At 59.6% G+C, this 25,185-nt stretch carries 22 protein-coding genes and 1 tRNA gene; 8 read left to right on the forward strand and 15 right to left on the reverse strand.

What is annotated here, in order from left to right; all coding sequences use genetic code 11:
• Nucleotides 1–90: 90 nt before the first annotated feature.
• A complete protein-coding gene (gene ampC, locus QNI81_RS04695) occupies nt 91–1,233 on the forward strand; it encodes a class C beta-lactamase (RefSeq protein ID WP_283967536.1) in 1,143 nt (380 codons plus the stop codon).
• A 179-nt stretch (nt 1,234–1,412) separates the two neighbouring features.
• Here the strand turns inward: ampC and QNI81_RS04700 are convergent, their stop codons facing one another.
• Complete coding sequence (locus tag QNI81_RS04700) at nt 1,413–2,069, reverse strand: alpha/beta hydrolase (protein WP_283967537.1); 657 nt, start codon at nt 2,067–2,069, stop codon at nt 1,413–1,415.
• Nucleotides 2,070–2,313: 244 nt separating this feature from the next.
• On the opposite strand from QNI81_RS04700, the gene phaR reads away from it, so the two are divergent.
• On the forward strand, nt 2,314–2,865 hold the full coding sequence (phaR, locus tag QNI81_RS04705) for a polyhydroxyalkanoate synthesis repressor PhaR (protein WP_009176322.1): 552 nt from the start codon (nt 2,314–2,316) through the stop codon (nt 2,863–2,865).
• A 308-nt stretch (nt 2,866–3,173) separates the two neighbouring features.
• Here phaR and QNI81_RS04710 read toward each other — a convergent pair whose 3' ends face one another.
• From QNI81_RS04710 to QNI81_RS04740, 7 genes are all read right to left on the reverse strand, one after another.
• The gene (locus tag QNI81_RS04710) at nt 3,174–4,415 is read right to left on the reverse strand and encodes a DegT/DnrJ/EryC1/StrS family aminotransferase (protein WP_283967538.1); all 1,242 of its coding nucleotides are present in this window, start codon (nt 4,413–4,415) and stop codon (nt 3,174–3,176) included.
• A 342-nt stretch (nt 4,416–4,757) separates the two neighbouring features.
• Nucleotides 4,758–6,068, reverse strand: coding sequence for an NAD(P)/FAD-dependent oxidoreductase (locus QNI81_RS04715; RefSeq protein WP_283967539.1), 1,311 nt, complete (start codon nt 6,066–6,068; stop codon nt 4,758–4,760).
• A gap of 115 nt (nt 6,069–6,183) precedes the next feature.
• Nucleotides 6,184–7,551, reverse strand: a complete 1,368-nt coding sequence (locus QNI81_RS04720; RefSeq protein ID WP_126136688.1) for a glutamine synthetase family protein — start codon at nt 7,549–7,551, stop codon at nt 6,184–6,186.
• The gene (locus tag QNI81_RS04725) at nt 7,551–8,231 is read right to left on the reverse strand and encodes a type 1 glutamine amidotransferase (protein ID WP_283967540.1); all 681 of its coding nucleotides are present in this window, start codon (nt 8,229–8,231) and stop codon (nt 7,551–7,553) included. Before QNI81_RS04725 ends, QNI81_RS04720 begins: the two co-directional genes overlap by 1 nt.
• Before the next feature lie 55 nt (nt 8,232–8,286).
• A complete protein-coding gene (locus QNI81_RS04730; protein WP_126136690.1) occupies nt 8,287–9,606 on the reverse strand; it encodes a glutamine synthetase family protein in 1,320 nt (439 codons plus the stop codon).
• A gap of 352 nt (nt 9,607–9,958) precedes the next feature.
• Entirely contained in the window at nt 9,959–10,459 is a 501-nt protein-coding gene (locus tag QNI81_RS04735; RefSeq protein ID WP_283967541.1) for a hypothetical protein, read from the reverse strand.
• A gap of 196 nt (nt 10,460–10,655) precedes the next feature.
• Nucleotides 10,656–11,381: a sirohydrochlorin chelatase gene (locus QNI81_RS04740; protein ID WP_283967542.1), complete on the reverse strand. Its 726-nt coding sequence runs from the start codon at nt 11,379–11,381 to the stop codon at nt 10,656–10,658.
• Nucleotides 11,382–11,587: 206 nt separating this feature from the next.
• Between QNI81_RS04740 and QNI81_RS04745 the strand changes: the two genes are divergently transcribed.
• A tRNA-Gly gene (locus QNI81_RS04745) sits at nt 11,588–11,661 on the forward strand.
• Between the two features lie 510 nt (nt 11,662–12,171).
• On the opposite strand, the gene QNI81_RS04750 is transcribed toward QNI81_RS04745, so the two are convergent.
• From QNI81_RS04750 to QNI81_RS04770, 5 genes are all read right to left on the reverse strand, one after another.
• Nucleotides 12,172–12,387: a hypothetical protein gene (locus tag QNI81_RS04750; RefSeq protein ID WP_283967543.1), complete on the reverse strand. Its 216-nt coding sequence runs from the start codon at nt 12,385–12,387 to the stop codon at nt 12,172–12,174.
• Nucleotides 12,388–12,412: 25 nt separating this feature from the next.
• Nucleotides 12,413–12,619 (reverse strand): cold-shock protein, encoded by a 207-nt coding sequence (locus QNI81_RS04755; protein ID WP_005628613.1) that lies wholly within the window; start codon nt 12,617–12,619, stop codon nt 12,413–12,415.
• A gap of 256 nt (nt 12,620–12,875) precedes the next feature.
• On the reverse strand, nt 12,876–13,508 hold the full coding sequence (locus tag QNI81_RS04760; protein ID WP_283967544.1) for an acyl-homoserine-lactone synthase: 633 nt from the start codon (nt 13,506–13,508) through the stop codon (nt 12,876–12,878).
• A gap of 182 nt (nt 13,509–13,690) precedes the next feature.
• The gene (locus tag QNI81_RS04765; RefSeq protein ID WP_283967545.1) at nt 13,691–15,457 is read right to left on the reverse strand and encodes an ATP-binding protein; all 1,767 of its coding nucleotides are present in this window, start codon (nt 15,455–15,457) and stop codon (nt 13,691–13,693) included.
• Nucleotides 15,458–15,711: 254 nt separating this feature from the next.
• Entirely contained in the window at nt 15,712–16,734 is a 1,023-nt protein-coding gene (locus QNI81_RS04770; RefSeq protein ID WP_283967546.1) for a hypothetical protein, read from the reverse strand.
• Between the two features lie 426 nt (nt 16,735–17,160).
• Here QNI81_RS04770 and QNI81_RS04775 point away from each other — a divergent pair, with 426 nt between their 5' ends.
• From QNI81_RS04775 to QNI81_RS04795, 5 genes are all read left to right on the forward strand, one after another.
• Nucleotides 17,161–18,963, forward strand: coding sequence for an ABC transporter transmembrane domain-containing protein (locus QNI81_RS04775; protein ID WP_283967547.1), 1,803 nt, complete (start codon nt 17,161–17,163; stop codon nt 18,961–18,963).
• 76 nt (nt 18,964–19,039) lie between these two features.
• A complete protein-coding gene (locus tag QNI81_RS04780; RefSeq protein ID WP_283967548.1) occupies nt 19,040–19,450 on the forward strand; it encodes a RidA family protein in 411 nt (136 codons plus the stop codon).
• A gap of 238 nt (nt 19,451–19,688) precedes the next feature.
• The gene (locus QNI81_RS04785; protein ID WP_114961341.1) at nt 19,689–21,575 is read left to right on the forward strand and encodes an acyl-CoA synthetase; all 1,887 of its coding nucleotides are present in this window, start codon (nt 19,689–19,691) and stop codon (nt 21,573–21,575) included.
• Nucleotides 21,576–21,704: 129 nt separating this feature from the next.
• Nucleotides 21,705–22,631 carry an alpha/beta hydrolase gene (locus QNI81_RS04790; RefSeq protein ID WP_283967549.1) on the forward strand — a complete coding sequence of 309 codons (927 nt, stop codon included), beginning with the start codon at nt 21,705–21,707 and terminating at the stop codon, nt 22,629–22,631.
• A gap of 108 nt (nt 22,632–22,739) precedes the next feature.
• Nucleotides 22,740–23,582, forward strand: a complete 843-nt coding sequence (locus tag QNI81_RS04795) for a DMT family transporter (RefSeq protein WP_283967550.1) — start codon at nt 22,740–22,742, stop codon at nt 23,580–23,582.
• Nucleotides 23,583–23,587: 5 nt separating this feature from the next.
• On the opposite strand, the gene QNI81_RS04800 is transcribed toward QNI81_RS04795, so the two are convergent.
• On the reverse strand, nt 23,588–24,148 hold the full coding sequence (locus QNI81_RS04800; protein ID WP_283967551.1) for a DUF4453 domain-containing protein: 561 nt from the start codon (nt 24,146–24,148) through the stop codon (nt 23,588–23,590).
• 43 nt (nt 24,149–24,191) lie between these two features.
• Nucleotides 24,192–25,028 carry an alkaline phosphatase family protein gene (locus QNI81_RS04805; protein WP_168620654.1) on the reverse strand — a complete coding sequence of 279 codons (837 nt, stop codon included), beginning with the start codon at nt 25,026–25,028 and terminating at the stop codon, nt 24,192–24,194.
• Nucleotides 25,029–25,185 lie beyond the last annotated feature (157 nt).

Below are 25,185 nucleotides of genomic sequence, written 5' to 3' on the forward strand. Positions count from 1 at the left end.
GCTGAGCTTATATGCAGGTCAATATGTTGTCGTCTTCTTATTGCGCGCCGCTGCGGATATTTCAGCCTCGAAAACTGAAATGGACCAGACATGAAACGCAACTCCCTCCTCTCCACCTTGATCGTGACAGCTTCGTTTAGCCCAGTGTTTGCGCAAGACAGCCAGCAGAGGTTTGAAACTGACGCCGCCGCAAGCTTTGAGAGTGCAATCGCGGACTACGATATCCCCGGCCTGATCGTGGGCGTAACCCATAATGGGCAGCACCAGTTCTATCAAACCGGGCTGGCCTCGCGCGAGGACCAGCGGCCTGTGACGCCTGATACGCTGTTCGAGCTTGGCTCCATCAGTAAGATTTTCAATGTCACATTGGCGGCCTTGGCCAAGGAGCGGGGAAAGCTGTCGCTTGATGCGCCGGTCTCGACCTATCTTCCGGCCCTGCAAGGGGCACCCGCAGGGGAGTTGACGCTGATGGATCTTGCAACGCATCATTCTGGTGGCTTGCCCTTGCAGGTTCCAAGTGAGGTGGCAGATGTCGATCAACTGGTGGACTGGCTGGCGGACTGGCAGCCATCTGAACCGGGAGCGCGCAGCTACTCCAATATCAGCATTGGCCTGCTGGGGCGCATCACCTCAGACGCGATGGGCATGAGCTATGCTGATGCCCTGCAGACGGATCTCCTCCCCGCGCTCGGGCTGACGAATACGTGGATCAATGTTCCCGAGGACGCAGCGGCCTCTTACGCATATGGTTACGACCGGAAAACGAATGCGCCAATCCGTGTCACACCCGGCGTTCTTGACGATGAAGCCTATGGTGTAAAGTCCTCTGCGCGTGACATGCTGACGCTCCTGGACGTTGAGCTTGCGAAGGGGGATGTCTCTCCTGAAATCCGAAATGCGGTGTCTCGCACTCAGAAGGGGCAGTTCCAGACGCGACTTTATACGCAGGCCATGATCTGGGAGGCTTATCCCTGGCCTGCCGCACCGGAACGCATGGTGGAGGGGAATGGCTATGATTTCATCCTCAATCCCCAACCGATGCATGAGGTGGCGGATCAGTCCGATGAGGATATCATCCTGAACAAGACGGGCGCCACGAACGGGTTCGGTGCATATATTGCTCTGGTCCCTCGCAAAGATCTGGGGGTCGTGGTCCTTGCCAACCGCAACTACCCCAACGAAGCTCGGGTCCGCGCGACCCTTGAGCTGATCACACGCATTCTTGCTGAATGAGGCAATGTCACCGATGGCATCGGCATGCTCGCAAGGGCGTGCCGAAGGTCGGTTCTATCCCGCTCACCGGACTTTCGTCGGTGGGCGGTTCAACAATTTTGGCGGCAGCACGGTCATTTGGGACACCAACGCAGAGTGAGGTGGTGCCCGATTGGCTGTAAGGACAGGGGCACTGGGGGCTAGCCTCTGGCAAACGCACGCAGGTCCGAGGCCAGTTCACGCAAAAAAGCGGCACGATCCGGGTGGGCATCCACCGCGCCCGGCGGCGGGCTGTCCATATAGGTGAAATGGTCTGCACCGCGATCGCAGCGACAATCGACCGGGGCCTGTCCTGCAAGGGCGTCTTTTATCATCGTGGCGTTTTGCATTGGGGTGATGGTGTCAGCATCGCCAATCCTGATTTGAAGAGGAATGCAAACGCGGCGCAGAGCCTGCGGGGCGCGAAAAAAACCAGTGGGCGGCGCAAGGAGCGCGAGCCGGGAAAAAGGCAGGCTGCGGCCTCCGAATGCGGCGCCGTCTTTAGTATATCCGCGCGCGCCGCTTAGGGCGAGCAATGTGGTCGCCCCGATGGAGTGACCAATCCCGACAAGCGACTGCGGCGTGGGAAGGTGGCGATCTATTGCGTCACATATCCGGTTGAGGCGACCGTCCATATCCTGTGCGGTCGGGACGGGTGAGGGCAGCATCTGAAAATGCGGTGCAAGCACTGTGCAGCCCTCCCGGTGCAGCGTTTCCAGCAAAGGCAGGTGGCGTTCTGGGTTGCCGCCACGTCCCGCAGCAAAGACGACGACAGGCGCACCTGCGGGGGCGGTCAGGTAGATCGGTTCCTTGGTCACTAAAAACGGGTCCTTGTATGAGGAAGTGGCCGGGGCCTAGCTAATAGGTCGATCCCCGTGGTCTCGATTCGCAAGTTTTTTGTCGAGGAAGAGGTGCTGACCAATGCGATATCGCAGGCGCAGCACCGTCTGAGCGGCCAATGTGGTGGCAATGGCGGCATCTCCTTTTGCTTTCAGCACTTTCTTTTTGTGAGCGGCTCGCCTAGGATTTTCTGCAACGCGCAGAATTCCGGGGGAAAAGAGAATGGCGGAACAGGATAAGCCTCTGCTCATCAAACGCTATGCCAGCCGCAGGCTCTACAACACCGAGACCAGCGATTATGTGACGCTGGAAGATATCGCGGGCTTTATCCGCGACGGGCGCGAGGTGCAGATCCTCGACCTGAAGACCGGCGATGACCTGACCCGCCAATACCTGCTGCAGATCATTGCGGAACATGAGAGCCGGGGCGAAAACGTGCTGCCGGTCAATGTGCTCAATGATCTGGTGCGCAGCTATATGGTGCCCGGTGGCGGTGTGATGCCGCAATTCTTGCAGGCCTCATTCGATATGCTGCGCGACAGCCAGTCGAAGATGATGGAGAATATGAACGCCATGAACCCGATGGCGCAGATCCCGGGGTTCGAGGCGATGAAAGCCCAACAAGAAGCATTCCTCAAGGCAATGACAGGCGGCTTTGGCGGCGGCTGGACCGGTGGCGGTGAAGAAGGCGCCGGCACCGAAGGCGAAGAAGACCTCAGTGCCATCAAACGCCAGTTGGCGGAGTTGCAGGAAAAGCTCTCCAAACTCAGCTAAGCGATAGACTGCGACCTGCGATCAGAAGGCCCCGGATCATCCGGGGCTTTTTTGTGGTTCGGTGAAATCCGGGAGGAGGGCAGCGCGCCGCAGGCGCGCTGCCCGGCCCAAGGGGTTGCAGGACATCTTTGATGTCCTGCAGCTGCGCGGGAGCGCTCCCGCCCAGCGGCGCCACATCAAGATGTGGCGCCGCCAGTTGGGCCGGGCGCCGCGCTGGCGCGCGGCGGGGGCAGGTGGCACAGGCCGGTCAAAAAGAAAGGGCTGCGTCTTCACGCGACCCTGAGGAGTTTGAAAGGCTGACCGATCGGTCAGGCCGCTGCAGCGCGGGCCATGGTTTCCTCGACCGAGGACAAAAGGATCTGCGCAATCACATCCAGCTCCTCCTGCGTCAGCCGCACCGGCAGGCGCACGTCACAGGCGCGCATCAGCATGGCGCGGGTTTCGGGCAGCTCTGGCAGATCCTTCAGAAACTGCCAGTTCCAGAACGCGCGGGCATTGTCGGTGGAGCGGCCAAAGATCTGGACCTTCACGCCTTTGTCGGCGGTGGCCTGCGCAAAGGCTTCGATCTGCGCATCATCCATGCCGACCAGATTGAACTGGATCGAATCCGGGGCGCGCCGCTCCGGCACCAAAGGCGCGGGGACGTGGAAATTGGCATGCGCATTCAGTTTTGCCGCCACGTAGTCGTGGTTCTTCAGCCCATCCGCGACCCGGCGCGCCAGCTCCGGGATCTGGGGGCGAATGACAGCCGCTGAGAGGTTGCTCATCCGCAGGTTATAAAGCGGCAGCAGGTTCTGCCAGCGGCCAAAAGCCTCTGCCAGCGCAGTGCCATTGTCGCCGCGGGCGGGTTTGTGTTTCTGCCAATTGTGCTCATAAGCGCCGGACATGATCACCGCGCGCGCCACCACATCTGCGTCATTGGTGACCAGAATACCGCCTTCGCCGGCGTTCAGCATCTTGTAGGATTGGAACGAAAAACACCCGACCTTGCCAAGCGTGCCGATATTGCGCCCATGCCATGTGGTGCCGAGCGAATGGGCCGCGTCCTCGACCACGGGGATGTCGCGCGCCTCACAGAGCGCCATGATCGCATCCATATCCGAGGTATGCCCACGCATGTGCGAGATGATCACTGCCGCGATGTCCTGATCGATCTTGGCCTCAAAATCCGCCATATTGATGCGGTAGTTTTCGCCCACCTCGCAGAGCACTGGCACGCAGTCTGCATGCACCACCGACGATGGCACCGCCGCAAAGGTAAAGCCGGGGATCAAGACCCGCGCATCCCGGGGCAGGTCCAGCGCCTTGAGCGACAAAAACAGCGCCGCCGAGCAGGACGACACCGCCAGCGCGTATTTGGAGCCCAAAAGCTCGGCAAACTCTGTCTCAAGCAGCGACACCGGCGCATCCTGCGGCGCAGTGTAGCGAAACAGATCGCCCGATTGCATCAAAGCCTCAATCGCTTCGCGCGCAGCCTCAGGGATTGGCTCGCCCTGATGCACATTTGGAACCTCGGTGTTCGGGACTTGGGGGGAGGATGCCTGCTTCATATTTCAAAATCCTGAATTTACCTTTTCAAAATTATAAAACAACGGCGCAAGGAAGCCAAGGATTCCCCTGTACTCAGGGGTTTAGTTGGCAGGAATTTCACGAAACTGTTGCCTTCAGACGGAGGTTTTTGCCCTCAGAGAGCGGCAGGTGGCCCACTGAGCAATAAACCAGATTCGCTGGATTTAGGTCTGCTTCATCTTTTCGGAAATACCTCGGGGGTCCACGGGGGGCAGAGCCCCCCGAATATCTAAAACTGTGGGCGGAGCCCCCGAACATTTAGACCTGTGGGCGGAGCCCCCGGATATCTAAAACTGCAGGTAAGGCTCCCGCGACAGGCCGGCTCAGATCCCAAGCCGGTCGCGCAATGAGAACCACGTCATCGCCAGCACGAGCAGCGGCGAGCGCATACGGGCACCACCGGGAAATGGCGTGGTGGGAATGCGGGCCATGGTGTTGAACCCGTCGCTTTGGCCGGCAATGGCCTCGGCCATCAGACGGCCCGCATGGGTGGCGGTGCCGACCCCATGCCCGGAATAGCCAGAGGCCGACAGGATGCGCGGCGAGACCCGCGCCAGATAGGGCAGCCGTTTCATAGTGATCCCAAGAGTGCCGCCCCATGCGTAGTCGATCTTTATGTCGCGAAGATGCGGGAAGATCTCGCTCATGGGGCCGCGCACCTTGGCGGCAATATCGCTGGGAAAGCGGTAGCCATAGCTCTCGCCGCCGCCAAACAACAGCCGCTTATCATGGCTGAGGCGGAAGTAATTCACCACAAATTTGCTGTCCGCCACCGCCACGTCACGGGCCAGAACCTGCGCAGCGGCATCGCCCAGAGGCTCGGTCGCGGCGACAAAATTGTTGATCGGCATCACCCGTGCGGCGACCTGTTCGTTCAGGCCGCCAAGATAGCCATTACAGGCGAGGATCAGATGATCGGCGCGCACGGTGCCTTCGCCGGTGCGCACCTCGACCTGCGGACCGTCCTCGATGGCAAAGACTTCGCTGCGTTCATAAATCTGCGCGCCTGCGGCAGTTGCTGCACGGGCCAGACCGAGGGCAAAATTCAACGGATGCAGATGCCCGGCACCATGGTCCAGAATGCCGCCCTTATAGGCGGGTGAGGGGCACATGGCGTGGCAGGCGTCTTGATCCAGAACCTCGATCTGATCATAGCCATAGCGGTCTTGCAGATGGTGGCCATAGTCATGCAGATGACGCACGTCCCGCGCGCTCTCGGCGGTCCAGGCGACGCCCGGTTTCAGGTGGCAGTCGATCTGGTGCTTGGCGATCAGGGATTTCACCAGATCCTTGGCCTCTTCGCCCAAGGCCCAGAGGTGGGTGGCATCCTGTTGCCCGACCATCTTTTCCAGCGCTTCTTGGTCCTGACGCTGGCCAGAGCCAAGCTGGCCGCCGTTGCGCCCCGACGCGCCAAAGCCCACCCGCTGCGCATCCAACAGCACCACCGAGCGTCCCGCTTCGGCCAGATGCAGCGCTGCGGAAAGCCCCGTGTAGCCCGCGCCCACAATGCAGACATCCGCCCGCACCCCGCCCGACAGCGAGGGGTAATGCACCCCCGGCGTCGCGGTGGCGGCATACCAGCTTTGGGGATATTTGCCGGGGCGGTCGTTTGCGTGCAGAAGGTTCAGCGCCATCGGGTCGGCCTCATGGATCTGCCACCCCCTGGAGTTTGATCGCAGGGGGCTGGTCTTTCAGCTTCTCTTAAATATCCAATGCGCCGCGCCCGAGACTGGACGCAGCACCAATGGATCAGACGTTCAGCAGCAGATGCTCGCGCTCCCACGGCGAGATCACTTGCAGGAACTCGTCGTATTCGGCCCGTTTCACAGTACTGTAGACGCGGGCGAATTCGGGGCCGAGCACCTCATGCAGGGCATTTGACTCCTCAAAGAGATCAAGCGCCTGACCCATCACTTGTGGGAAATCGCCTTCGCCTTCATAGGCATCGCCCTTGAATTGGCGGGTGGGGCGGCGTTCTTCCATCAGGCCGAGATAGCCACAGGCCAATGATACCGCGATGCCGAGGTAGGGGTTGCAATCCATCCCTGCGATGCGGTTTTCAACCCGGCGCGAGGCGGCACTGGACAGGGGCACCCGGATGCCGGTGGTGCGGTTATCCCGCGCCCATTCCAGATTGATCGGGGCTGCGTGGTTCTTCACGTAGCGCCGGTAAGAGTTCACATAAGGCGCCATCACCGCCAGTCCGGCGGGCAGGTGGTTCTGAAGCCCGGCGATAAAGTGATAAAACGCATCCGTTTCGCCACCTTGCGGTCCGGAAAAGATGTTCTCGCCGCTCTCAATATCGATCACCGAATGGTGGATATGCATGGCAGAGCCCGGCTCATCCGCGATGGGTTTCGCCATAAAAGTCGCAAAGCAATCATGGCGCAGCGCCGCCTCACGGATCAGACGTTTGAAGTAAAACACCTCATCCGCGAGCTTCACCGGAGAGCCGTGGCGCAGGTTGATTTCCAACTGGCCCGCGCCGCCCTCTTGGGTGATGCCATCGATTTCAAAGCCTTGCGCCTCGGCAAAGTCATAGATGTCGTCGATGACGGGGCCAAATTCATCCACTGCGGTCATGGAATAGGCCTGACGCGCCGCCGCTGGACGGCCAGAGCGGCCCATCATCGGCTGGATGTCGCGGGCAGGATCGACGTTGCGAGCCACCAGATAGAATTCCATCTCAGGCGCCACCACAGGTTTCCAGCCCTGCGCCTCATAGAGGCCAACCACATGTTTCAGCACGTTGCGCGGGCTGAACGGGATCGGGTCGCCGTCACGGTCATAAGCGTCATGGATCACCTGAAGCGTCCAGTCGCCGGTCCATGGAGCCGCCGTTGCGGTGCTCATGTCGGGGCGCAGGATCATGTCTTTTTCGATCCAGCCATCCTCGTCGGCGGCATCCGCCCAGTCGCCGGTGATGGTCTGGTAAAAGATGCTGTCGGGCAGGTGGAAATAGTCCTGCTTGGCAAATTTTGACGCTGGCACCGCCTTGCCCCGGGCGATGCCCGGCAGGTCTGAGATAACGCATTCAACCTCGTCGAGACGACGGCCCTCCAGATAGGTCTTGGCTGCTTCGGGCAGTTGCTCTTGCCAGCGCGTCGGGGTGGGCATCAGGTCCTCACTTTCTTGAAGAAGTCGGCAATCTCGTTGGCTATTAGGTTGGAATCGGTCGGGCGATCGAGGGAGGCCCCGGCCGCGTTGAGTTGTTCATCTGGCACCACGCCCTTGCCACGGGTGCGCAACAACCCGTCGACAAAGGCGTTCTCGAACTCCGGGTGCGGCTGCGAGGTCCAGATGTGGTCGCCATAAGCCAGAAAGGCATTGGCGCAGAAATCGCTCTGGCCGATCACGCGGGCCTCGGCGGGGAGCTCCACCACCTGGTCCTGATGCCAGGCATTCAGCTGCACCGGCGCGCCATGCAGGCGATATTCGGTATGGCCGACGCTCCAGCCGCCATCATATTTGACCACCTTGCCGCCAAGGGCCTGCGCGATGATCTGATGGCCAAAGCAGACCCCCACCAAGGGCATCTTGCGCGCGTGGATCTCGCGGATCAGGTCTTCGAGCGGGGGAATCCAGTCGTGATCCTCATAGGCGCCATGTTTTGATCCGGTGATAAGCCAGCCATCCGCCGCCTCTGCGCTATCGGGGAACACACCATCCAGCACCGGATAGGTGTCAAAGCTGAACCCATGCCCATCAAGGAGCGTGCGGAACATTTCGTCATAGTTCCCGGAGGCGGATTTCAGTTCGTCTGGGGCGTGGCCGGTTTGCAGGATGCCGATCTTCATAGGTCACCAAATATGATCAAAATACAAGGGCGGGACACAGAGGTCTCTCCCTGCCTCATACGGCCTCCAGCCACGAGAGCCAATGACTCTCTGCCGGGCGCTCGGCAAAGCCCTTGAGCTCCTGGCGTTTGGTCATCACCAGATTGCGGATCGCCATTGGCGGCAGGATGCGCGCGATGAGGGGGCTGTTTTCAAAGAGGTCAATCGCCTCGGCCCAACTGCCCGCCAGCTGTGGCAGGCCCTCGATGTCGTAGATATTGCCCTCGGAGGGGGGCGGGGGTGTCGCGCCATCTTCCATGCCGATGAGGGCCGCGCCAAGGACGGTTGCCAGCATCAGATAGGGGTTGATGTCGCCGCCCGAGACCCGGTGTTCGATGCGCCGCGCCTTGGGGCTGCCACCGGGAATACGAATGGCGGCAGTGCGGTTCTCGTAGGCCCAGGCGGCAGAGGTCGGGGCATGGGCGCCCGGCACCAGACGGTCGTAGGAATTGCCATGCGGGGCAAAGACCAGCGTGCTGTCGCGCATCGCGTTGATGCAGCCCGCCACGGCGGCATGTAGCGCAGGCGTGCCCTCGGGGCCGCCATTGTCAAAGATGTTGTTGCCGTCGCGGTCCACAACCGAGAAATGCACATGCATGCCGTTGCCGGATTCCTCGGCGTAGGGTTTGGCCATAAAGGTTGCGGCAAAGCCATGTTTGCGCGCGACTCCTTTGACCAGCGCCTTAAAGAGCCATGTGTCATCGGCGGCGCGCATGGCGTCCTGATGGGTCAGGTTGATTTCAAACTGGCCCAGACCGGCCTCGGAAATTGCATCCTGTGCCGGGATGCCCATCGCCTCGGCGCCGTCATAGAGATCGGTAAAGAAGTCGTCATAGGCGTCCAGTTCCGCAATCGAGAGCACCGATTGCTGATCGAGCGCCCGCCCCGTGAGGGGGTCAATCGGCGGCAGCGGTTCGGTGCCTGCGTCGTCGATCAGGATGAATTCGAGTTCCGTCGCGGCGGCCACCTGCCAGCCTTTTTCGGTGTAGCGGTCCAGCACATGCGCCAGCACCTGACGCGGATCGCCAAGGAAGGGGCGACCATCTTCATGCACCATTTTCATCGGCACCAGCGCCGAAGGGGTCGCAAGCCAGGGCATCGGCACCGCGCCGCGTTTGGTGGGCAACAGGATGCCATCGGCATCGCCGGTTTCAAACACCAAAGGGCTGTCTTCGATGTCGCGGCCCCAGATGTCGACGTTTAGGACCGAGAACGGCATCCGGGCCGAGCCTTCGCCCAGTTTTGCCGCCATGCCAGCGGGAAGTCGTTTGCCGCGCATCTGTCCATTGAGGTCACAGGCGGCGATGCGGATTGTTCTGAGCGCAGAGAGGTCCATGCGCGTGCTCCTTGTCTTGCTAAAGACACATTGGCGCGGCCAGATGGCTCTGGCAAGAGAATTTGATCAAAAATTGTCGACAGGGGCGGGCAAAGGCTGCGGGCGAGAGGCGGTTGAATGTCAGATGGAACTGACTGTCGCGTACGCGAGAGGCGGCAAAGCCATGCCAATTGAAAGGGGTCGCAGCGGGAGTGATGGACAGAACCCGATTTTACACAGAAGAAGCGGCAGGGCCGACACCCCCACCTCCGTGTTGTGGTCATTCAATTTTGAAAACTGAGTTCACGGGTTGCGAACGGAGCTGCAGTCTGTCGCCTGAGCGCGAATGGCTGCTTTTCCTTCACTCGAAAGATCAACCACCCTTGCGCGATATTTCTAGGTGCCAGTTGTCGATACGTTTTTGCGCGAAGCCGCGGACGACCAAAATGTCCGACTTTGACAATCTTTCAAGTGCCTGTTTGGCAGCGTCCGACCCGATATCTGCGAGAGCCCAAGTGCACTTCCGAGCCAGGGCATGATTTTCGTCCCATTCAAGGTAATCAGGATTGCTTGCGGCTCTTTGTTCAAGCGCCTCCACGGCACATGCACATTTCAAGTCTTGTATGGCCAGAGCAATATCTTCATGGCGGAAGTGCCAATCTGCGACAAGCGCTTCAGCGAGTAATTCGCAAACTCCGTCCCAGTGTTGGATGGGAAAGCAAGCGCGCAACGCTTCTTCAAATCCGTCTGGGTCTTTCTGTTCCACAGTTTTTTGCAGAATGCTGAAAGTACCTTTTTTGTCACTTGCCATTCCATTGACCCCGTACCGCCAGTTGAACATCTCAATCGCAGACATTCCCTCATCGCGCAGCATCGGTCAACTTGGGCTCTTCGCCAGCTTTTCGCTGCGCCAGTGTGGAATGGCCGCTGTCGGTCTTGGCGCCGAAATGCACGGCGTTTGATGCAGTAATGCACGGTGCCGCAGTAGCATAACTGCATGACGTTGCCACTGATTGATACACAGGTTGTGACGGCCGATAGGGGCGCAGCACTTGGAATATGCGCAATCGCTAGTCGGTATCGACCGGTGACATCTCGGCCCCCTGTGCCCGTTCGATGGCGTTGGCGATCAGGCGTGGCACATCGGGCAGGGCGCCGAGGACCGGCAGCAGGTCGCCTTGAAAACCGGCCACAGCGAGGGCCTCGGGAATGTCGTGGCGCACATGGGCACCTGATTGCGCAAAGAAAGGCAGGCAGAGGGTTTGGGGGCCACAGTCCCGCGCAGCCTCTGCGATAAAGGGCGATTGCTCGACAAACCCGGTGATCAGGCGCAGGCCGGGCAGGGCAGGGCGGAGCTTGGCGGCAAAAGCCTCGGCGGCCTCGGCGGCTTTTGGACCGCGCGCAGAACCATGGGCGGCGATCAAGATCTCGGAGGCCTCGGGCTGCCAGCCCCGGTGTGCGAGTTCCGCGCGGATCGCCGCCACCGTGAGATCAGGGAGCGCAGGGTCCAGTCCAAAGGGCGTCGCCATACGGTAGCGCCAGCCGGAGAGCCTGCCGGGCAGCACCTTGCCGGTGAACCAGCCGCGCGCCATAAAAAACGGGTAGATCACCGCACCATCTTCGCGCATGGCGGCCTCAAGGAAGCCTTTGGACGAGAGGGTCGCGGACCGCACATCCCACCCCGGCAAATGATCCTGCACCGCTGCGGCCACCGCAGCGAGATGGATTTCCGGCGGCGGCGGCGCAGACGGCTGGCCGTGCGACGTGAGAATGGCAATGCGGGGGCGCGCGCTCATGTGGGTCCTAAAACTGCTTTGAGACCCAGAACTTAGATCGCCGCCTGCACTTGGGAAAGGGTCAGCGGCGGAAATAGTGTGGTTTGATCTGCGGCGCGCAGCTGGCGCAAGCCCGTGTGACTGGCGCTCTGATGGCCGCAAGGTGCAAAAATCCCGGATATGTGGTTGACGGCCAAAAATCCTTCACATACATCACGGTCTACGAAGCGGGTATGGTGAAATGGTATCATAAGAGCCTTCCAAGCTTAAGGTGCGGGTTCGATTCCCGCTACCCGCTCCAAATCCTCCCTCAAGTGCCAGTAATATCAGCCTCTTAAGGGGTGATTTGTTCCACGTTCACAAGTTCTTTGGGACAGATCTTTCAATCCAGCTCCTCGCGTTTGGTCATGGCATCCTTTGCCAGAGACATCGCTCCACGCCTTTTCTGTATACCTCGGAGGTCTTGGCCTGCGTGTGGCCGTGGCTGGTCTGTTTTACAGCGAGCGGATGTGTTTGACGTGATGGAGGGTAGATTGAGATGGCGCTCACATGTAGCCAAGGAACACACCAAGCAATCTCATCTGTGGGAGGTCGCACGCTCGCGCCACGCGATGAACGCGCTGCCGAGCGTCAGGGTAGGGAGCTGCAAGTCTTGCAAGCGCCTGTGGCGAGGCGGGCCTCGCCACAGGTTCTCCAAGCGAGGTGCGGAGCGATCACCTTGTGCAAGGTGGGGCCACTCAACGCATTTGCTTGGAGGGATTTGCACGTTGCACATGCTCTCACAGTGCAAGGAAGCAATAGAGGGAGCGTGTCACTCCCCCGATTTTTGAACACTCTTTTTCCGAAACGCTCTGAGACGCGCGGTCTTTTCTGCGTTTGCTTTGGCTTCCTCGTCTTGCAGTCGCTTGACGATTTGAGTTGTTCGATCAGCCGAAGACATTGCACCCGCAGTTTTTGATTTCGCTGCAGATACAGATAGATACCCGAAGATATCCACGCTGTCTTTGTTTGCTGGGGCGTCGGTCATCTGTCCTTCTCCCCAGCAATGGCTATCAAGCGAGTGCCAGATTGCTGGCTGACGTGCGACCGTCACGACCGCTTTCGAGGTCGTAGGTCACTTTCTGACCGTCATCGATGCGGTTAATCCCAGCGCGCTCAACTGCGGACACGTGCAGGAACACGTCCTGAGTGCCATCTTCAGGCTGAATGAAGCCGAAGCCTTTGGTAGAGTTGAACCATTTTACGGTGCCATTGGCCATATCCGTAATCTCCTAAAAAATCTGTCCGCGGAATTGCGACAGGTCGGCAAAAGTCGATCCAAGTCGACCAACCGATACCGTTTTCACGGGAGCAGAAATTCGAAGAGAAGAAACGTTAGCCCGTCACAGATGGTCTTTTTGTCGCGACAATGCAAGGATTCTTTTCATGGTCGGGCGTCGGAGCATCCGTCACCGAGACGGCAGAGGCGAGAGGGGAGCGAGAGAAACACGACTGAATAGCCCCCGGTCTGATTGCCTAGCCCGCGTTGCGAATGCCTTCGGCCCGCATCTGAGGCAGTCCTTCGGAAGTGCGGCTGCGCACCTTCAGGTGGTAGGCTTGGCAGATCTCTCCAGCCGCGTCAAAGCGAGGACCGGCTGGCGTTAGCTCGAGGCCAGAGCGCCGGGTCAACAGCGCGGATGTCACGGAGGTCAGACAGAGAAAAGCGTTGATGCGCCATTTCTGTGAAAGCTGCGCAAAGCTGCGCCCCATGGCGTGGCGTACAAGCATGCGCTCACGGCTCTTCAGGCGGTCGGAGACAAAGACCCGGCTGACCTCCCAGATATGGGGATCTTGCGGTGCCTCTGTGTCGAGCACATCCCGCGGTAGATCTGGCAGCAGGCCACGCTGTGCGTCGCGCAGCATGTAGGTGGAGTTCATGCATCGCGCAGTGGTTGGTGTTATGCGAAAGCCACCTTGCACCGAGGCCCCATCATGGATGGCGCAATAGACGCTTTCCGGTGTGTCGTATTGGTCGAACTCCAGACCGCGCACATTCGGCATCGGCCAGCCGCGCACCATTATGAAATGGTGATAGCGCGCGCGCAGAAGGGCGGTGAACAGGTCGCCAGTTTCGCTCAAGTTATCAAAAGTAATTTCAGTTGACCGCATGGATCGCCACGCCTTTTCCCGCAGCGCCCAAGGTCAGCTGCGGCAGTTTCAATAATTTTAATCAACTTTTAGGTGAGTCGGTAAATTAACCGTTAATGACGGAGATTTGGCGGCCAAGAGGCAGGTCTTGGCATCATTTTGGGGGGGATGATCGGCCCGAGAGGTCGGCGTGCGCGCGGCGTTTAGGTACCTGTGCGCGCGCTCTGTCTGGTCTCGATTGGCTTAGGACCATGGGCAGCGGCGACACGTTGGATTTCTGCGAGCAGCTGTGCCTTGCGGACCGGTTTGGCGATATAGCCGACCGCGCCCAAGCTCAGGAACAGTTCGCGATCCTCGGGCGCAGCATTTGCGGTCAACATCACCACCGGGGTCGCGGCAATCCGCCCGCCGCGCGCAGTCATGGCCAACAAGGTGTCCTGCCCATCCATCACAGGCATCTTCATGTCCAGCAGAACCAGATCCACGGAGGAATGATCAAGAATAGCGAGCGCATCGGCGCCGTTGCAGGCCTCTATGAGGTCAAGATCAAAGTCCTTCAGGAAGGAGCGTACCACCAGACGGTTGGAGGCGGTGTCATCCACCAGCAGGATGGACCGCACCCCGAGGTCGGTGAAGATCGTATCTTGGGTGGGCGGATTGGTGCCAGAGAGCGCCGCCATCTCCAGAACCTGCACGCGGCACGTGAAGGTGAAGCAGCTGCCCTTAGCCGGGCTAGTGGTCAAGGTAATGTCACCGTTCATCATCCGCGCGAACTGTCGGGCAATCGACAGGCCCAGCCCCGTGCCGGGCACGGTGGGCGCATTCTTGTCGACCGCCCGGTAAAAGTCCTGAAACAGTCGCTCGGTCTGTTCCGGCGTCATCCCGCGCCCGGTGTCTGCGACCTTGACCTCAATGATCGCCTGATCGCCCTCTGTCACAGCGCTGGCGTGCACCGTCACCTGACCCGTGTCGGTATATTTGACGGCGTTCGACAACAGGTTGCCGATGACCTGGCGCAGCCGGAGCGCATCGCATTCGGCGTAGGCCGGCAGGCTCTCGTCTATGGTGAACTCTAGCCGCAACCCTTTTTCCTCGGCTGAGGCACGGAACATCTCTATGGCGCTTCGGATCTCTACCGCCGGTGCCGCAGCCGCCAGACTCAACTCCATCAACCCGGCCTCGATCTTCGCATGATCCAGCACGTCATCGAGAATGCCCGCCAATGCCAGCGCCGATGTGCGCAACAGCTTGCTGCGCTCCTGCAGCAGCGGGCGATCCTTGTTTTCCTCGTCGATGAGTTCCGACATGCCGCAGATCGCGTTGAGGGGTGTTCGGATCTCATGGCTCATGGCGGCAAGGAACCGGCTCTTGGCGCGGCTACCGGCTTCTGCTTCCTCCAGCGCCCCTCGCAGGCGTGCGGTCAACCGATGCTGGGTCCACAGGGCATGGAGCATGTAGGCGGCACCGATCACAGTGATGATCGCCGTGGTCACCATCTCAGCCGGAGTCGCGAACTCTCTCAGGAAGCTGACGATGATGAACCCGACCACGCAAATGATCGGGATTGTGGTCAAAAAACCGAAGAATATCCACGTCGCGCGGGCCACCACGCAATGATTGAGCGCGATGATCAGCAACATTGCTCCGATCATTTTGAGGAAGGGGTCTTGCTCAAGGAACAACAGCAGCGGGATCAGATTGAAGATCCAGACCCCAAGGAAGGCAGAAGTGCTAAACAGCACAATACCGCGCCAGGTCACTTCGCTTGCCAGCATACGATAGACGAAGACACCGACAATCTCCGTCACCGCATAGGCGAGATAGACCGCCCCAAGCACTGTCGCGGGCAGGAAAAACAGCGATAACAGAGAGACGATGGTGATCGAGGCAAAGCGGGTAGGGAGATCCGCGCGCACCAGATCATTCTGAGCGGCCACGGATATCGCAAGTTCAGGCGAGATCTTCAGCATTTGCTCTCTCCTTACGCTGAACGTCCTGACACTCCTCACGCAGGCCTACATACAGCAAATTTCGAATCTCTCCTTGCGTGAAAATATGGCTAAATCATGATTTTGAAATTAATAACGGCGTTTAGACCGCCCACGCAAAGCGAACTTCACTTAACATTTTAAACGTGTCAATTTTTTAGGCAGCGCCTGGTGTTGAGCTTTCCGGTCTCCGGGATGGCGCATGGAATGAAACGGGCAGGGAACGCCGCACTGGCTCAGCGCTCGTTCAATCGCGCATCCCGCACGATCAGCGCCTGCCTCTTGCCATTGCGATGCGACTTCTCGATTAAGATGAACGTCCCCTCAGGACTGAGCGCCGGGAACAGATCCGTGCCCTTTCTGCCGATGTATTCACGATCATTGTTGAGCTTAAAGCGCAGCACAGGTTTGTCGTCGATGAATACTGTGTAATATCCTGTGCCAATCCATTGCGCCCGGCGCCCTTGACCTGTCGGGCTACCAAAAGCGGCACCTCGACGCGGCAGGAATTCATTCTGGTCGAAATGCGTGAGTTCCACACGAAAACGCAGGCGTTCGATATCCTCGATATTGGGGGCGTAGCCAGACCGATAAACGCCATATGTTTGAATAAGGCCCGGAAAATCTGTCCCTTTCCAATTTGCGAGCTGCGGCTCAGGGGTGGTGAACCGCTTCCAGACGCCATCGTGGAGCATGACATGCTTCTCGCGATTGATCCCCTTTGCAAAGTCATTTCCCGGCAGCTCTGAACGTGAGTAGGAGCGGTAGTGGGTGCTTTGCTCGACCATTGCCTTGAGGTCTGCGGCAGAGGGCGTTTCGACATCAACATATGGAAGACGCTCAGTCACGCTCTGGGATGAAACGACATAATACCCATCCAGCGTCACGATGTATCGACCCAGGGAAAATGCCTGAGGCTGATCGATGATTTCACCGATCTCCTGTCCCTGTGCGTTGAGAAATATATAATGTTTTTTGCCCTCGGCGGTCGAGAGGATCAGGTAAGTGACTCCCAGATCTGGGATGGTGTAATACTCACGAAAGCCCATATCGCTGGAGAGGACCCGGACATCTGCATCCTCGGTCGATACCACAGAGTCCATGTCCTGATATGCAGAGGCATCAAATCCCGCTGGAGCGGGTGTTCGGGCAGGTGGAATATTGGGTGCCGGGGAGCCGCTTAAGACCCACAAGCCCCATTGCACCACCAATATGGCAACGACCAAAACCCCTGCAACGATGCCGAGAAATACCTTCATCTTTGTGTAATCCTTTTGCAGGCTGAGCAATGGTTGTTAGAGAATTGAATAATATATATATTTTGAACGGTTTCGGGGCTTTTACACGAAACTGAGCCTGAGCGCATCCCTTTAGGTATCGGGTGGGGAAGTCCCCCCGTTGGCTCTGTCCCGGCTGGGCCGGAAATATAGCGCGCGGTGCATTCCCCTATGGGCGCAGCCGCGCAGGATATGTGATTGGGGGCTAGCTGTAAAACAGGGGATAAGCCGTTGCCGGTGTGGCACTTTTCCCTTGGGTGGGTCCTGTTTGTTACCCCGCGGCTGCGTCGATTGTTCCCAGCCTTGCGGAGAATGCAGCCTTGACCTGCCAGTGGTGCAGGGCCATGACACGCACGAAACGGGTGCGCCTTGCGTGCCAGACTTCAGGCGGCGAACAAAGGAGCGCTCATGGCACGACGTGCAGTGCAAAATGCGGGCAGCAACGAGGAACGCGAAACCTCGCGCCGAATTGGAGTTCTAAAGGCGCTCTGGCCGTTTATGCGCCCGTATCGCGGTATGATTTTTGCCGCACTTGGCGCGCTGACATTGACCGCAGGCGTGTCGCTGTCGCTGCCGCTGGCCGTGCGGCGGGTGGTTGATAACTTTCGCATCACCGATGCCGCATTGTTGAACCAGTATTTCACGGCGGCGATGATTATGGCCGCGCTGTTGGCCTTTGGCACGGGCCTGCGCTACGCGCTGGTGACGAAACTGGGCGAGCGGGTGGTCGCCGACATCCGCAAGGCGGTGTTTGACCGGATCATCGGCATGAGTCCGGCGTTTTTTGAGCGCATCATGACCGGCGAGGTGCTGAGCCGCATCACCACCGACACCACGCTTATTCAATCGGTGCTGGGCTCTTCCGCCTCTGTTGCGCTGCGCAACCTGTTGATTTTCCTCGGTGGTTTGGTCTTGATGCTGCTGACCTCGGCCAAGCTCACGGCGCTGGTGCTGTTGATCGTGCCTGCGGTGATCGTGCCGATCCTGTTTCTGGGCCGTCGTCTTCGGGCAATTTCAAAGGAAAATCAGGACTGGATCGCCGCCTCTTCGGGCAATGCGGGCGAGGCTCTGGGCGCGGTGCAGACCGTGCAGGCCTTTACCCATGAGGATCTGAGCCGCCAGCATTTCTCTGAGATGACCGAGACCTCTTATGAGGTGTCCAAACGGCGCATCCAGACGCGGGCGTGGCTCACTGTGATTGTGATCTTTTTGGTGTTTTCCGGCGTTGTCGGCGTGTTGTGGATCGGGGCCAATGATGTGCGCTTTGGCTCCATGAGCGAGGGCGCCTTGGTGCAATTTGTGATCTACGCGGTGATGGTGGCAGGCTCTGTCGCGGCGCTCTCGGAAATCTGGAGCGAGCTGCAACGTGCCGCAGGCGCAACGGAGCGTCTGGTGGAGCTGTTGCAGGCCGACGATAGTGTGCGCGACCCGGTGCAGGCGCAGACCTTGGCGGAACCTGTGCGCGGTGAGTTGACGTTTGATAATGTCTCTTTCACCTATCCGTCGCGGCCGGATACATCGGCGCTGGATCAGGTGAACCTGACCATTCAGCCGGGGGAAACGGTTGCCTTTGTCGGCCCGTCGGGGGCGGGCAAGACCACGATCATCCAGATGATCCAGCGGTTTTACGATCCGCAATCGGGCGAGGTGCGTCTGGACGGTGTGCCGCTGACAGCGCTGATGCGGGATGCCTTCCGTCGTCATATCGCGCTGGTGCCGCAGGACCCAATCATTTTTGCCGCCACCGCGCGTGACAACATCCGCTTTGGTCGCCCCGATGCGACGGATGCAGAGGTCGAAGCTGCTGCCAAAGCTGCCGCCGCGCATGAGTTCATCATGAACCTGCCGGAAGGCTATGATGCCTATGTGGGCGAGCGGGGCGTAATGCTGTCGGGCGGGCAAAAGCAGCGCATCGCCATTGCGCGTGCGATCCTGCGCGACGCGCCTGTGCTTTTGCTGGATGAGGCAACCTCGGCGCTGGATGCCGAGAGCGAGCGTCTGGTGCAGGCGGCATTCGATGACCTGAGCCGGGACCGCACGACCATTGTGGTGGCGCATCGTTTGGCGACGGTCAAAAAGGCGGACCGCATCGTGGTTATGGATCAGGGGCGCATTGTTGCCGTGGGCAGCCATGAGAGCCTTGTGGCAGAGGGTGGGCTTTATGCGCGTCTGGCGCGGCTGCAGTTTACCGACGGGCAGGTGCAGGCTTGACAGTCTTGCTATGCTGAACACGTCCCCCGGCCTGATATTTGGGCGGGCGGGGGCGGAGTTCAGCAGGAGCAGGCAAATGACACATCAGTCCCTTATTCCAGAAGGCGCAGAGGGGGCCGTGGCGGCGCTCAAACTGTCGCCCGGCGTTTTGTCCGCCGGGCATGTCTTTGTGACGGGTATGACCGGCAGCAGCCCGGATGGAACCATGCCGGAGGCACCGGAGCAGCAGTTCCGGCAAGCCTTTGACAAGGTCGCGGCCGTCCTGGGGGAAGCGGGGCTGGATTTTGGCGCTGTAGTGGAGATGACGAGCTATCATCTAGGCCTGCGGGAACATTTCGATTTGTTCAACGAGGTCCGGTCTGATTACGTCCGCGCGCCATATCCCGCATGGACCGCGGTAGAGGTTGCGGGACTGAGACGAGAGGGGGCATTGGTCGAAATCCGGGTGATTGCGGCCACGTCCACCGGGGGTGATGCGCCTGCGTGACTGCGATCCGGTCAAAATAGCGCAGCGTCACTTTGAGCGTTCCCTTACGTGAATTTACGGTCTCGCTTGCGTGGTCTTCAAATTCCAATCATCTTGGCTCAGAGGAACAAATTAGGCTCAGATGCACGGGCTGCGATTGCGTTGAAAACGGCGAGGTCGCCTGATGTGCCTGTGAGTTGCGAAATTGACGATTGGGGGCGCTTGGCATATGCCGATCCGCCCCAGGGGAGGAACTTGAATGACTTTTGCAACGGTGGCGGATGTCGCGGCGATCGAACAGGAATGCACCTGGGCGGAGCGCGACGTTCCGCGTACGCTCTATGGTCTGCTGTCACGCACGGCTGAGCGTTTTCCGAACAACGACGCGGTCAGCTATCAGATCTTTTCCGGCCCCACCGATAAGGCGGAAACCCTGACGTGGCGCGAGCTTAAGGCAAAGACCTGTCAGGCCGCCAATCTGTTTCGCTCGCTTGGGATCGGCGAAAAGGATGTCGTGGCCTATGTGCTGCCCAACGCCAATGAGACGCTGATCACACTCTTGGGCGGTGCGGTGGCGGGGATTGTGAACCCGATCAACCCGCTGCTGGAGCCGGAGCAGATCGCATCCATCCTGCGCGAAACCGGGGCTAAGGTGGTGGTGACGCTCAAGGGCTTTCCCAAGACCGACGTGCCACAAAAAGTGGCCGAGGCGGTGGCGCATGCGCCCAACGTCAAAACCGTGCTGGAGGTGGATCTCAACCGCTATCTCACGCCGCCGAAATCATGGATTGTGCCGCTCATTCGCCCCAAGGTGAACAAGGCCCATGCCCATGCGGATTATAAAAACTTCAACCGTGAGCTGGCCAAGCAACCTACCGAGCTGACATTTGCCGACAGCGATGGCGACCGGGTGGCGTGCTATTTCCACACCGGCGGCACCACCGGCATGCCCAAGGTTGCGCAGCACACCTATGAGGGACTGATTTACAATGGCTGGCTGGGGCATACGCTGTTGTTCACCGAAGAAGACAACATCATGTGCCCGCTGCCGCTGTTTCACGTCTTTGCCTGCCATGTGATCGTGATGGCGGCGGTGGCCTCTGGCGCGCATGTGGTGTTCCCGACGCCGCAGGGCTATCGCGGCGACGGCGTTTTTGACAACTTCTGGAAGCTCTGCGAGCGTTGGAAGATCACCTTTATCATCACCGTACCGACGGCGATTTCGGCCAAGATGCAGCGGCCTGTGAATGCGGATGTCTCGACCGTAAAAACCGCGTTTTCGGGCTCTGCGCCTTTGCCGCTGGAACTGTTCCGCCGTTTTGAAAAAGCCACGGGCATCACAATTGTCGAAGGCTACGGCCTGACCGAGGCGACCTGTCTGGTGTCCTGTAACCCGGTCGAGGGGGAAAAGAAGGTGGGCTCCATCGGGATTCCCTTCCCCTATTGCGATGTGAAGATCGTCAAGGGCACCCCCGACGGGATGCAGGAATGCGGCGCGGATGAAATCGGTGAGATTTGCGTCTCCACCCCCGGCGTGTTTGCGGGCCACACCTATACCGAGGCCGATAAGAACATCGACCTCTACTATCAGGAGAAATACCTGCGCACCGGCGATCTGGGGCGGGTTGATCCGGATGGCTATCTCTGGATCACCGGGCGGGCCAAGGATCTGATCATTCGCGGCGGTCACAATATTGATCCCGCCGATATCGAAGAAGCGCTGCTGGGTCATGATGCGGTGGCCTTTGCAGGGGCCATTGGCCAGCCCGACGCGCATTCGGGAGAGTTGCCTTGTGCCTTTGTCGAACTGGTGGATGGCGCAACGGCCACCGAAGAGGAGCTGCTGGAATATTGCAAGCGCCACGTCCGCGAACGCGCTGCAATCCCGAAACACATGACAATCATGCCTGAACTGCCCAAGACCGCAGTGGGCAAGATTTTCAAACCCGACCTGCGCCGCCATGCGATCACCCGTATCTATGATGGGGCGCTGGAGAGCGCGGGCCTCAATGCGCGGGTGGGGTCTGTGATTGATGACAAGAAACGCGGTCTGGTGGCGCAGGTTGTCCTGAACGGCAGCAGCGCCGAGGATGTGGGCAATGTTCTGTCGGTCTACACCCGCCCGTGGGAAGAGGCCAAAGCCTGAACCCAACCCAGCCAGCCCAATGAGATTGAAAAGCACGCCACGTTTGGCGTGCTTTTTGCATTTTGCCGTTTTCAACAGGGTTTTGCGGTCCTAGGCTCCATCTGAGTGACACCAGCGACGGTGAGTGTGATGGATTATGAAAAGCTGATCGACGAAGAGACCTGGGCCTTTATCCGGGAGACGGGCCGGCACTACCCGGAGGACTCTGTGGATCTCTCGATTGATGAGCAGCGCGAGGTCTACAACAAAATGGCCGCGGCGTTTCGCAAACCGCGTTCTGCCGTGGTCGAAGTGAGCGAGCACATCGTCGGCACCGTTTCCGTACGTATCTATGAGGCGGGCGATCCAACCCGCACCGTGATGTACTGCCATGGCGGCGGTTTTGTGGTGGGTGATCTCAACAGCCACGACGATGTGTGTTCTGAAATTTGCGAGCAGACCGGGTATCGCGTGGTCTCGGTGGATTATCGGCTGGCCCCCGAACATGAGCACCCGGCGCAGTTTGATGACGCATGGGCGGTTCTGGAATGGATCGCCAAGACCTATGAGGGCGGAGTTGTGCTGGCAGGCGACAGTGCGGGCGGCATGCTCAGCGCCTGTGTCGCGCAGCACGCGCGGGGCCGCATTGATGACGTTCTGGGGCAGGTGCTGATCTATCCGGGGCTTGGCGGCGATCATGCTTTGCCCTCGTATAGAGAACATGCGCAGGCGCCGATGCTGACGCTTGAGGATGTCAAATTCTATGCAGGCATTCGCAGCGGCGGCGCCGAGGTGCAAAATGACCCCACCTATGCGCCATTGCAGGACAGCGATTTTGCAGGACTGCCGCCAACGGTAATGTTTTCAGCCGATTGCGACCCGCTGCGCGATGACTGCCGCGCTTACCGCGATGCGATCCACGCCGCAGGGGGCTTGGCAGAGTGGATCAATGAGGCGGGACTGGTACACGGATACCTGCGCGCCCGTCACAGCGTGGGCCGCGCACGCGACAGTTTTGAGCGGATCGTGCTGGCGATTGAGGGGCTTGGCCAAGAAATCTGGCCCTACGAGGATTAAGCCCTCCGGGGTCATTCATTTTAGGTCTGGATTTGCAATGTGACCAATGCCGCGATCTCTGGGGTAACGTCTTCAGTTCATTACGGGTTCGGGTTGAGGATATTGGCGGTGTTTTTGATCACCGCAATGTCAGCGCTGATCCATGCGGTTGGGCAACAGGCTGAACTGGGACAGATCATATTCTGGCGCTCGGCGGTGGCCTTAGTGCCGATTACCATCTATGCGGCGCTTCGGGGCGGAGCGCAGGCAGGCCTGAGGGCACAACTCAGCACTCGCAATCCGCGCGGGCATATCCTGCGCAGCCTTTTTGGGGCTTTTGCGATGCTATGTTCATTCGCTTCCTTGATCTGGTTGCCGGTGGCGAATGCTCAGGCGCTGAGTTACCTCGCGCCGGTTCTGACGTTGCCACTGGCGGCGCATTTTCTCGGAGAACGTCTGAGCGTTCCGGTCATTCTGGGCGCAATTTTGGGGCTGCTGGGCGCGGTTGCTTTTTTGTGGGACGCGCTTGAGACACCGGGACAGGGGGCGCTTTGGGGCATCGGGGCAGGGCTTGCCTATGCGCTGACGATGGCGGTGGTGCGGGTGCATGTCAAAGCGCTGACCCGCAATGAGACCCCGGCGGCGATTGCGTTTTACTTTGCCCTGACCTGTAGCGTGATCGGTCTGGCGACGCTGCCGTTTGGCTGGCTGACGCTGACGCCATCGGTCTGGGCACTGCTGATCGGGGCAGGGCTGCTTGGCGGTCTTGCGCATATTGCCTCGACCGAGGCGGTGGCGCGCAGTCCGATATCTGCGCTGGCGGTGTTTGACTACACGGGGTTGATCTGGGCGATGCTGTTTGACCTCTTGTTGTTCAGCCATGTGCCGACGCCACTGTCATGGCTTGGGATCATTGCAATCGCAGCGGCGGCCTTGGTTGGCGCATGGAGGCCCAAGCCCGTAGCGGTATGAGCGCGTTAGCCTGCGTATTGTGCGCAGGTTTCCTGATAGGCCTCAAAGTGATACCAGCCCGCGCTTTTGATCTGCCAGTCACCGCTTGAGATCGTGACATAGGTCCAGCCGCCCTCCGGGAGGTGGCCATAGCTGATGGTATCGCCGGGGAGGATTTGCCCGATGACCTCCGTATTCTGGCTGTGGCCTGCGCGCAGGGGCACCGGATCGCCCAGCCAGCCGATACAGGCGCTCTCAAACCCATCGCTGACGGGGAGGTCAATGAGCCGCCTGCGGGTGGCAATATCCGGCAGATCCAGTGCTGTGCGGCTGGTGTCGACGCGACAGGCCGCATCTTTTTCCTGTTGCTGAATAAGGGCCACCTTGCCCTTATCCGCATCAGAGAGGCTCACGGATTTTGCGATGCAGTCGCCATTGTCAAACAGCCGCTGCCCCAATGTGGAGCCAAAGCAATATCCCGCACGATCTATAATGGCGTTTCGAGTGAACCACAGATCGGCGCAGTAATCCCCCGCCACAGCCGGGGCGGCTGCGGCGAGTGTGAGGAGGGTAACAATGAGCTTCATATCGGACCTCATGAAAGGCTGGGCGAGGCCGAAATGCGTGACCTCAGCGCAAGAATGCCCCAGCTTTCATGCTCTGTGCAACAGGCGCGCCAAGGCGATTGAGGATCGTCGGGGCCAGCTGTAGCTGGTCGATCACGTCATCCTCAGCCGGGCCTTCGGCATCGCCAAAGTAATAAAGCGCAGTTTCCTGTTGCAGCGGATGGCGTCCGCCGTGGTGGCCGCGGTCGTCCTGACCGTGGTCTGCAGTCACGATCACCTCATAGCCCATGGCGCGCCAGCGCGGAATAAAAGGCGCGAGCATCTCGTCCATGACAAAGCAGGCTTTGTCCATCTCGGCGCTTTCGTGAAAGAACCGGTGCCCCATGCTGTCCAGCGTGCAGGTGTGCAACATGCCGTAGTTCAGATCAAAGCGACCGCAGAGGTTGGTGAGCGTGGCAAAGAGATCCACATCCGAGGGGGTCATCTGGTTGTCGTGGCCATAACCGGTCATGGAGTGAAACCGGCCATGGTTGATCGTGGCGCTTTGCGGTTCGTCATACTCAATGTCGCGCACATAATCGAAGGGCGAGCGGTTGAAGAACTCCGACCAGAAGCTATGCGCCACGGCACCCGTGGTGCCGCCCCCTTTGCGCACTTGAGAGAACACATCGTCGTGGCTGAGGCGAAAGACATTGCCGTTACCGGTGCAGCCATGTTCCTGCGGGCTGACCCCGGTGTGGATAGAGGCATAGCAACTCGCGGAGATCGAGGGCAGCACCGCGCGGTGTTTCCAGACGCGCGCGTCGCCAGACGCAACCCAGCCTTCGAGGTTGCCAAACAGACGGCGGAAATTGCGGTAGGGCACGCCGTCAAGGATGATGAGCAGAAGTTTGCGGTCCATGGGAGAGGTCCTGGGCTGGGGTTTGATCTATGGTGCTCAGGTCAGCGCCCGAGCCTAGGGTGGGCGTGAAGCGCCCTCCCTGGGGGGAGGGTCGGGCGCTGTCCGGCCTTGCGGCCGAACAGGACTTCTATTGTCTTGCGCCCGCATCGAGCGGGCG

It is taken from the genome of Tritonibacter sp. AK171, from assembly GCF_030127025.1.
GTDB lineage: Bacteria > Pseudomonadota > Alphaproteobacteria > Rhodobacterales > Rhodobacteraceae > Epibacterium > Epibacterium mobile.

Bases quoted from the DNA above. Each gene is read 5' to 3' on its own strand.
- ampC (WP_283967536.1), top strand. From the start codon at position 91: ATGAAACGCAACTCCCTCCTCTCCACCTTGATCGTGACAGCTTCGTTT.
- QNI81_RS04735 (WP_283967541.1), bottom strand. From the start codon at position 10,459: ATGCTGCGCGATGAGGGAATGTCTGCGATTGAGATGTTCAACTGGCGG.
- QNI81_RS04760 (WP_283967544.1), bottom strand. From the start codon at position 13,508: ATGCGGTCAACTGAAATTACTTTTGATAACTTGAGCGAAACTGGCGAC.
- QNI81_RS04770 (WP_283967546.1), bottom strand. From the start codon at position 16,734: ATGAAGGTATTTCTCGGCATCGTTGCAGGGGTTTTGGTCGTTGCCATA.
- QNI81_RS04730 (WP_126136690.1), bottom strand. From the start codon at position 9,606: ATGGACCTCTCTGCGCTCAGAACAATCCGCATCGCCGCCTGTGACCTC.
- QNI81_RS04775 (WP_283967547.1), top strand. From the start codon at position 17,161: ATGGCACGACGTGCAGTGCAAAATGCGGGCAGCAACGAGGAACGCGAA.
- QNI81_RS04720 (WP_126136688.1), bottom strand. From the start codon at position 7,551: ATGCCCACCCCGACGCGCTGGCAAGAGCAACTGCCCGAAGCAGCCAAG.
- QNI81_RS04750 (WP_283967543.1), bottom strand. From the start codon at position 12,387: ATGACCGACGCCCCAGCAAACAAAGACAGCGTGGATATCTTCGGGTAT.
- QNI81_RS04780 (WP_283967548.1), top strand. From the start codon at position 19,040: ATGACACATCAGTCCCTTATTCCAGAAGGCGCAGAGGGGGCCGTGGCG.
- QNI81_RS04755 (WP_005628613.1), bottom strand. From the start codon at position 12,619: ATGGCCAATGGCACCGTAAAATGGTTCAACTCTACCAAAGGCTTCGGC.
- QNI81_RS04740 (WP_283967542.1), bottom strand. From the start codon at position 11,381: ATGAGCGCGCGCCCCCGCATTGCCATTCTCACGTCGCACGGCCAGCCG.
- QNI81_RS04805 (WP_168620654.1), bottom strand. From the start codon at position 25,028: ATGGACCGCAAACTTCTGCTCATCATCCTTGACGGCGTGCCCTACCGC.
- phaR (WP_009176322.1), top strand. From the start codon at position 2,314: ATGGCGGAACAGGATAAGCCTCTGCTCATCAAACGCTATGCCAGCCGC.
- QNI81_RS04765 (WP_283967545.1), bottom strand. From the start codon at position 15,457: ATGCTGAAGATCTCGCCTGAACTTGCGATATCCGTGGCCGCTCAGAAT.
- QNI81_RS04710 (WP_283967538.1), bottom strand. From the start codon at position 4,415: ATGAAGCAGGCATCCTCCCCCCAAGTCCCGAACACCGAGGTTCCAAAT.
- QNI81_RS04715 (WP_283967539.1), bottom strand. From the start codon at position 6,068: ATGGCGCTGAACCTTCTGCACGCAAACGACCGCCCCGGCAAATATCCC.
- QNI81_RS04790 (WP_283967549.1), top strand. From the start codon at position 21,705: ATGGATTATGAAAAGCTGATCGACGAAGAGACCTGGGCCTTTATCCGG.
- QNI81_RS04785 (WP_114961341.1), top strand. From the start codon at position 19,689: ATGACTTTTGCAACGGTGGCGGATGTCGCGGCGATCGAACAGGAATGC.
- QNI81_RS04800 (WP_283967551.1), bottom strand. From the start codon at position 24,148: ATGAAGCTCATTGTTACCCTCCTCACACTCGCCGCAGCCGCCCCGGCT.
- QNI81_RS04725 (WP_283967540.1), bottom strand. From the start codon at position 8,231: ATGAAGATCGGCATCCTGCAAACCGGCCACGCCCCAGACGAACTGAAA.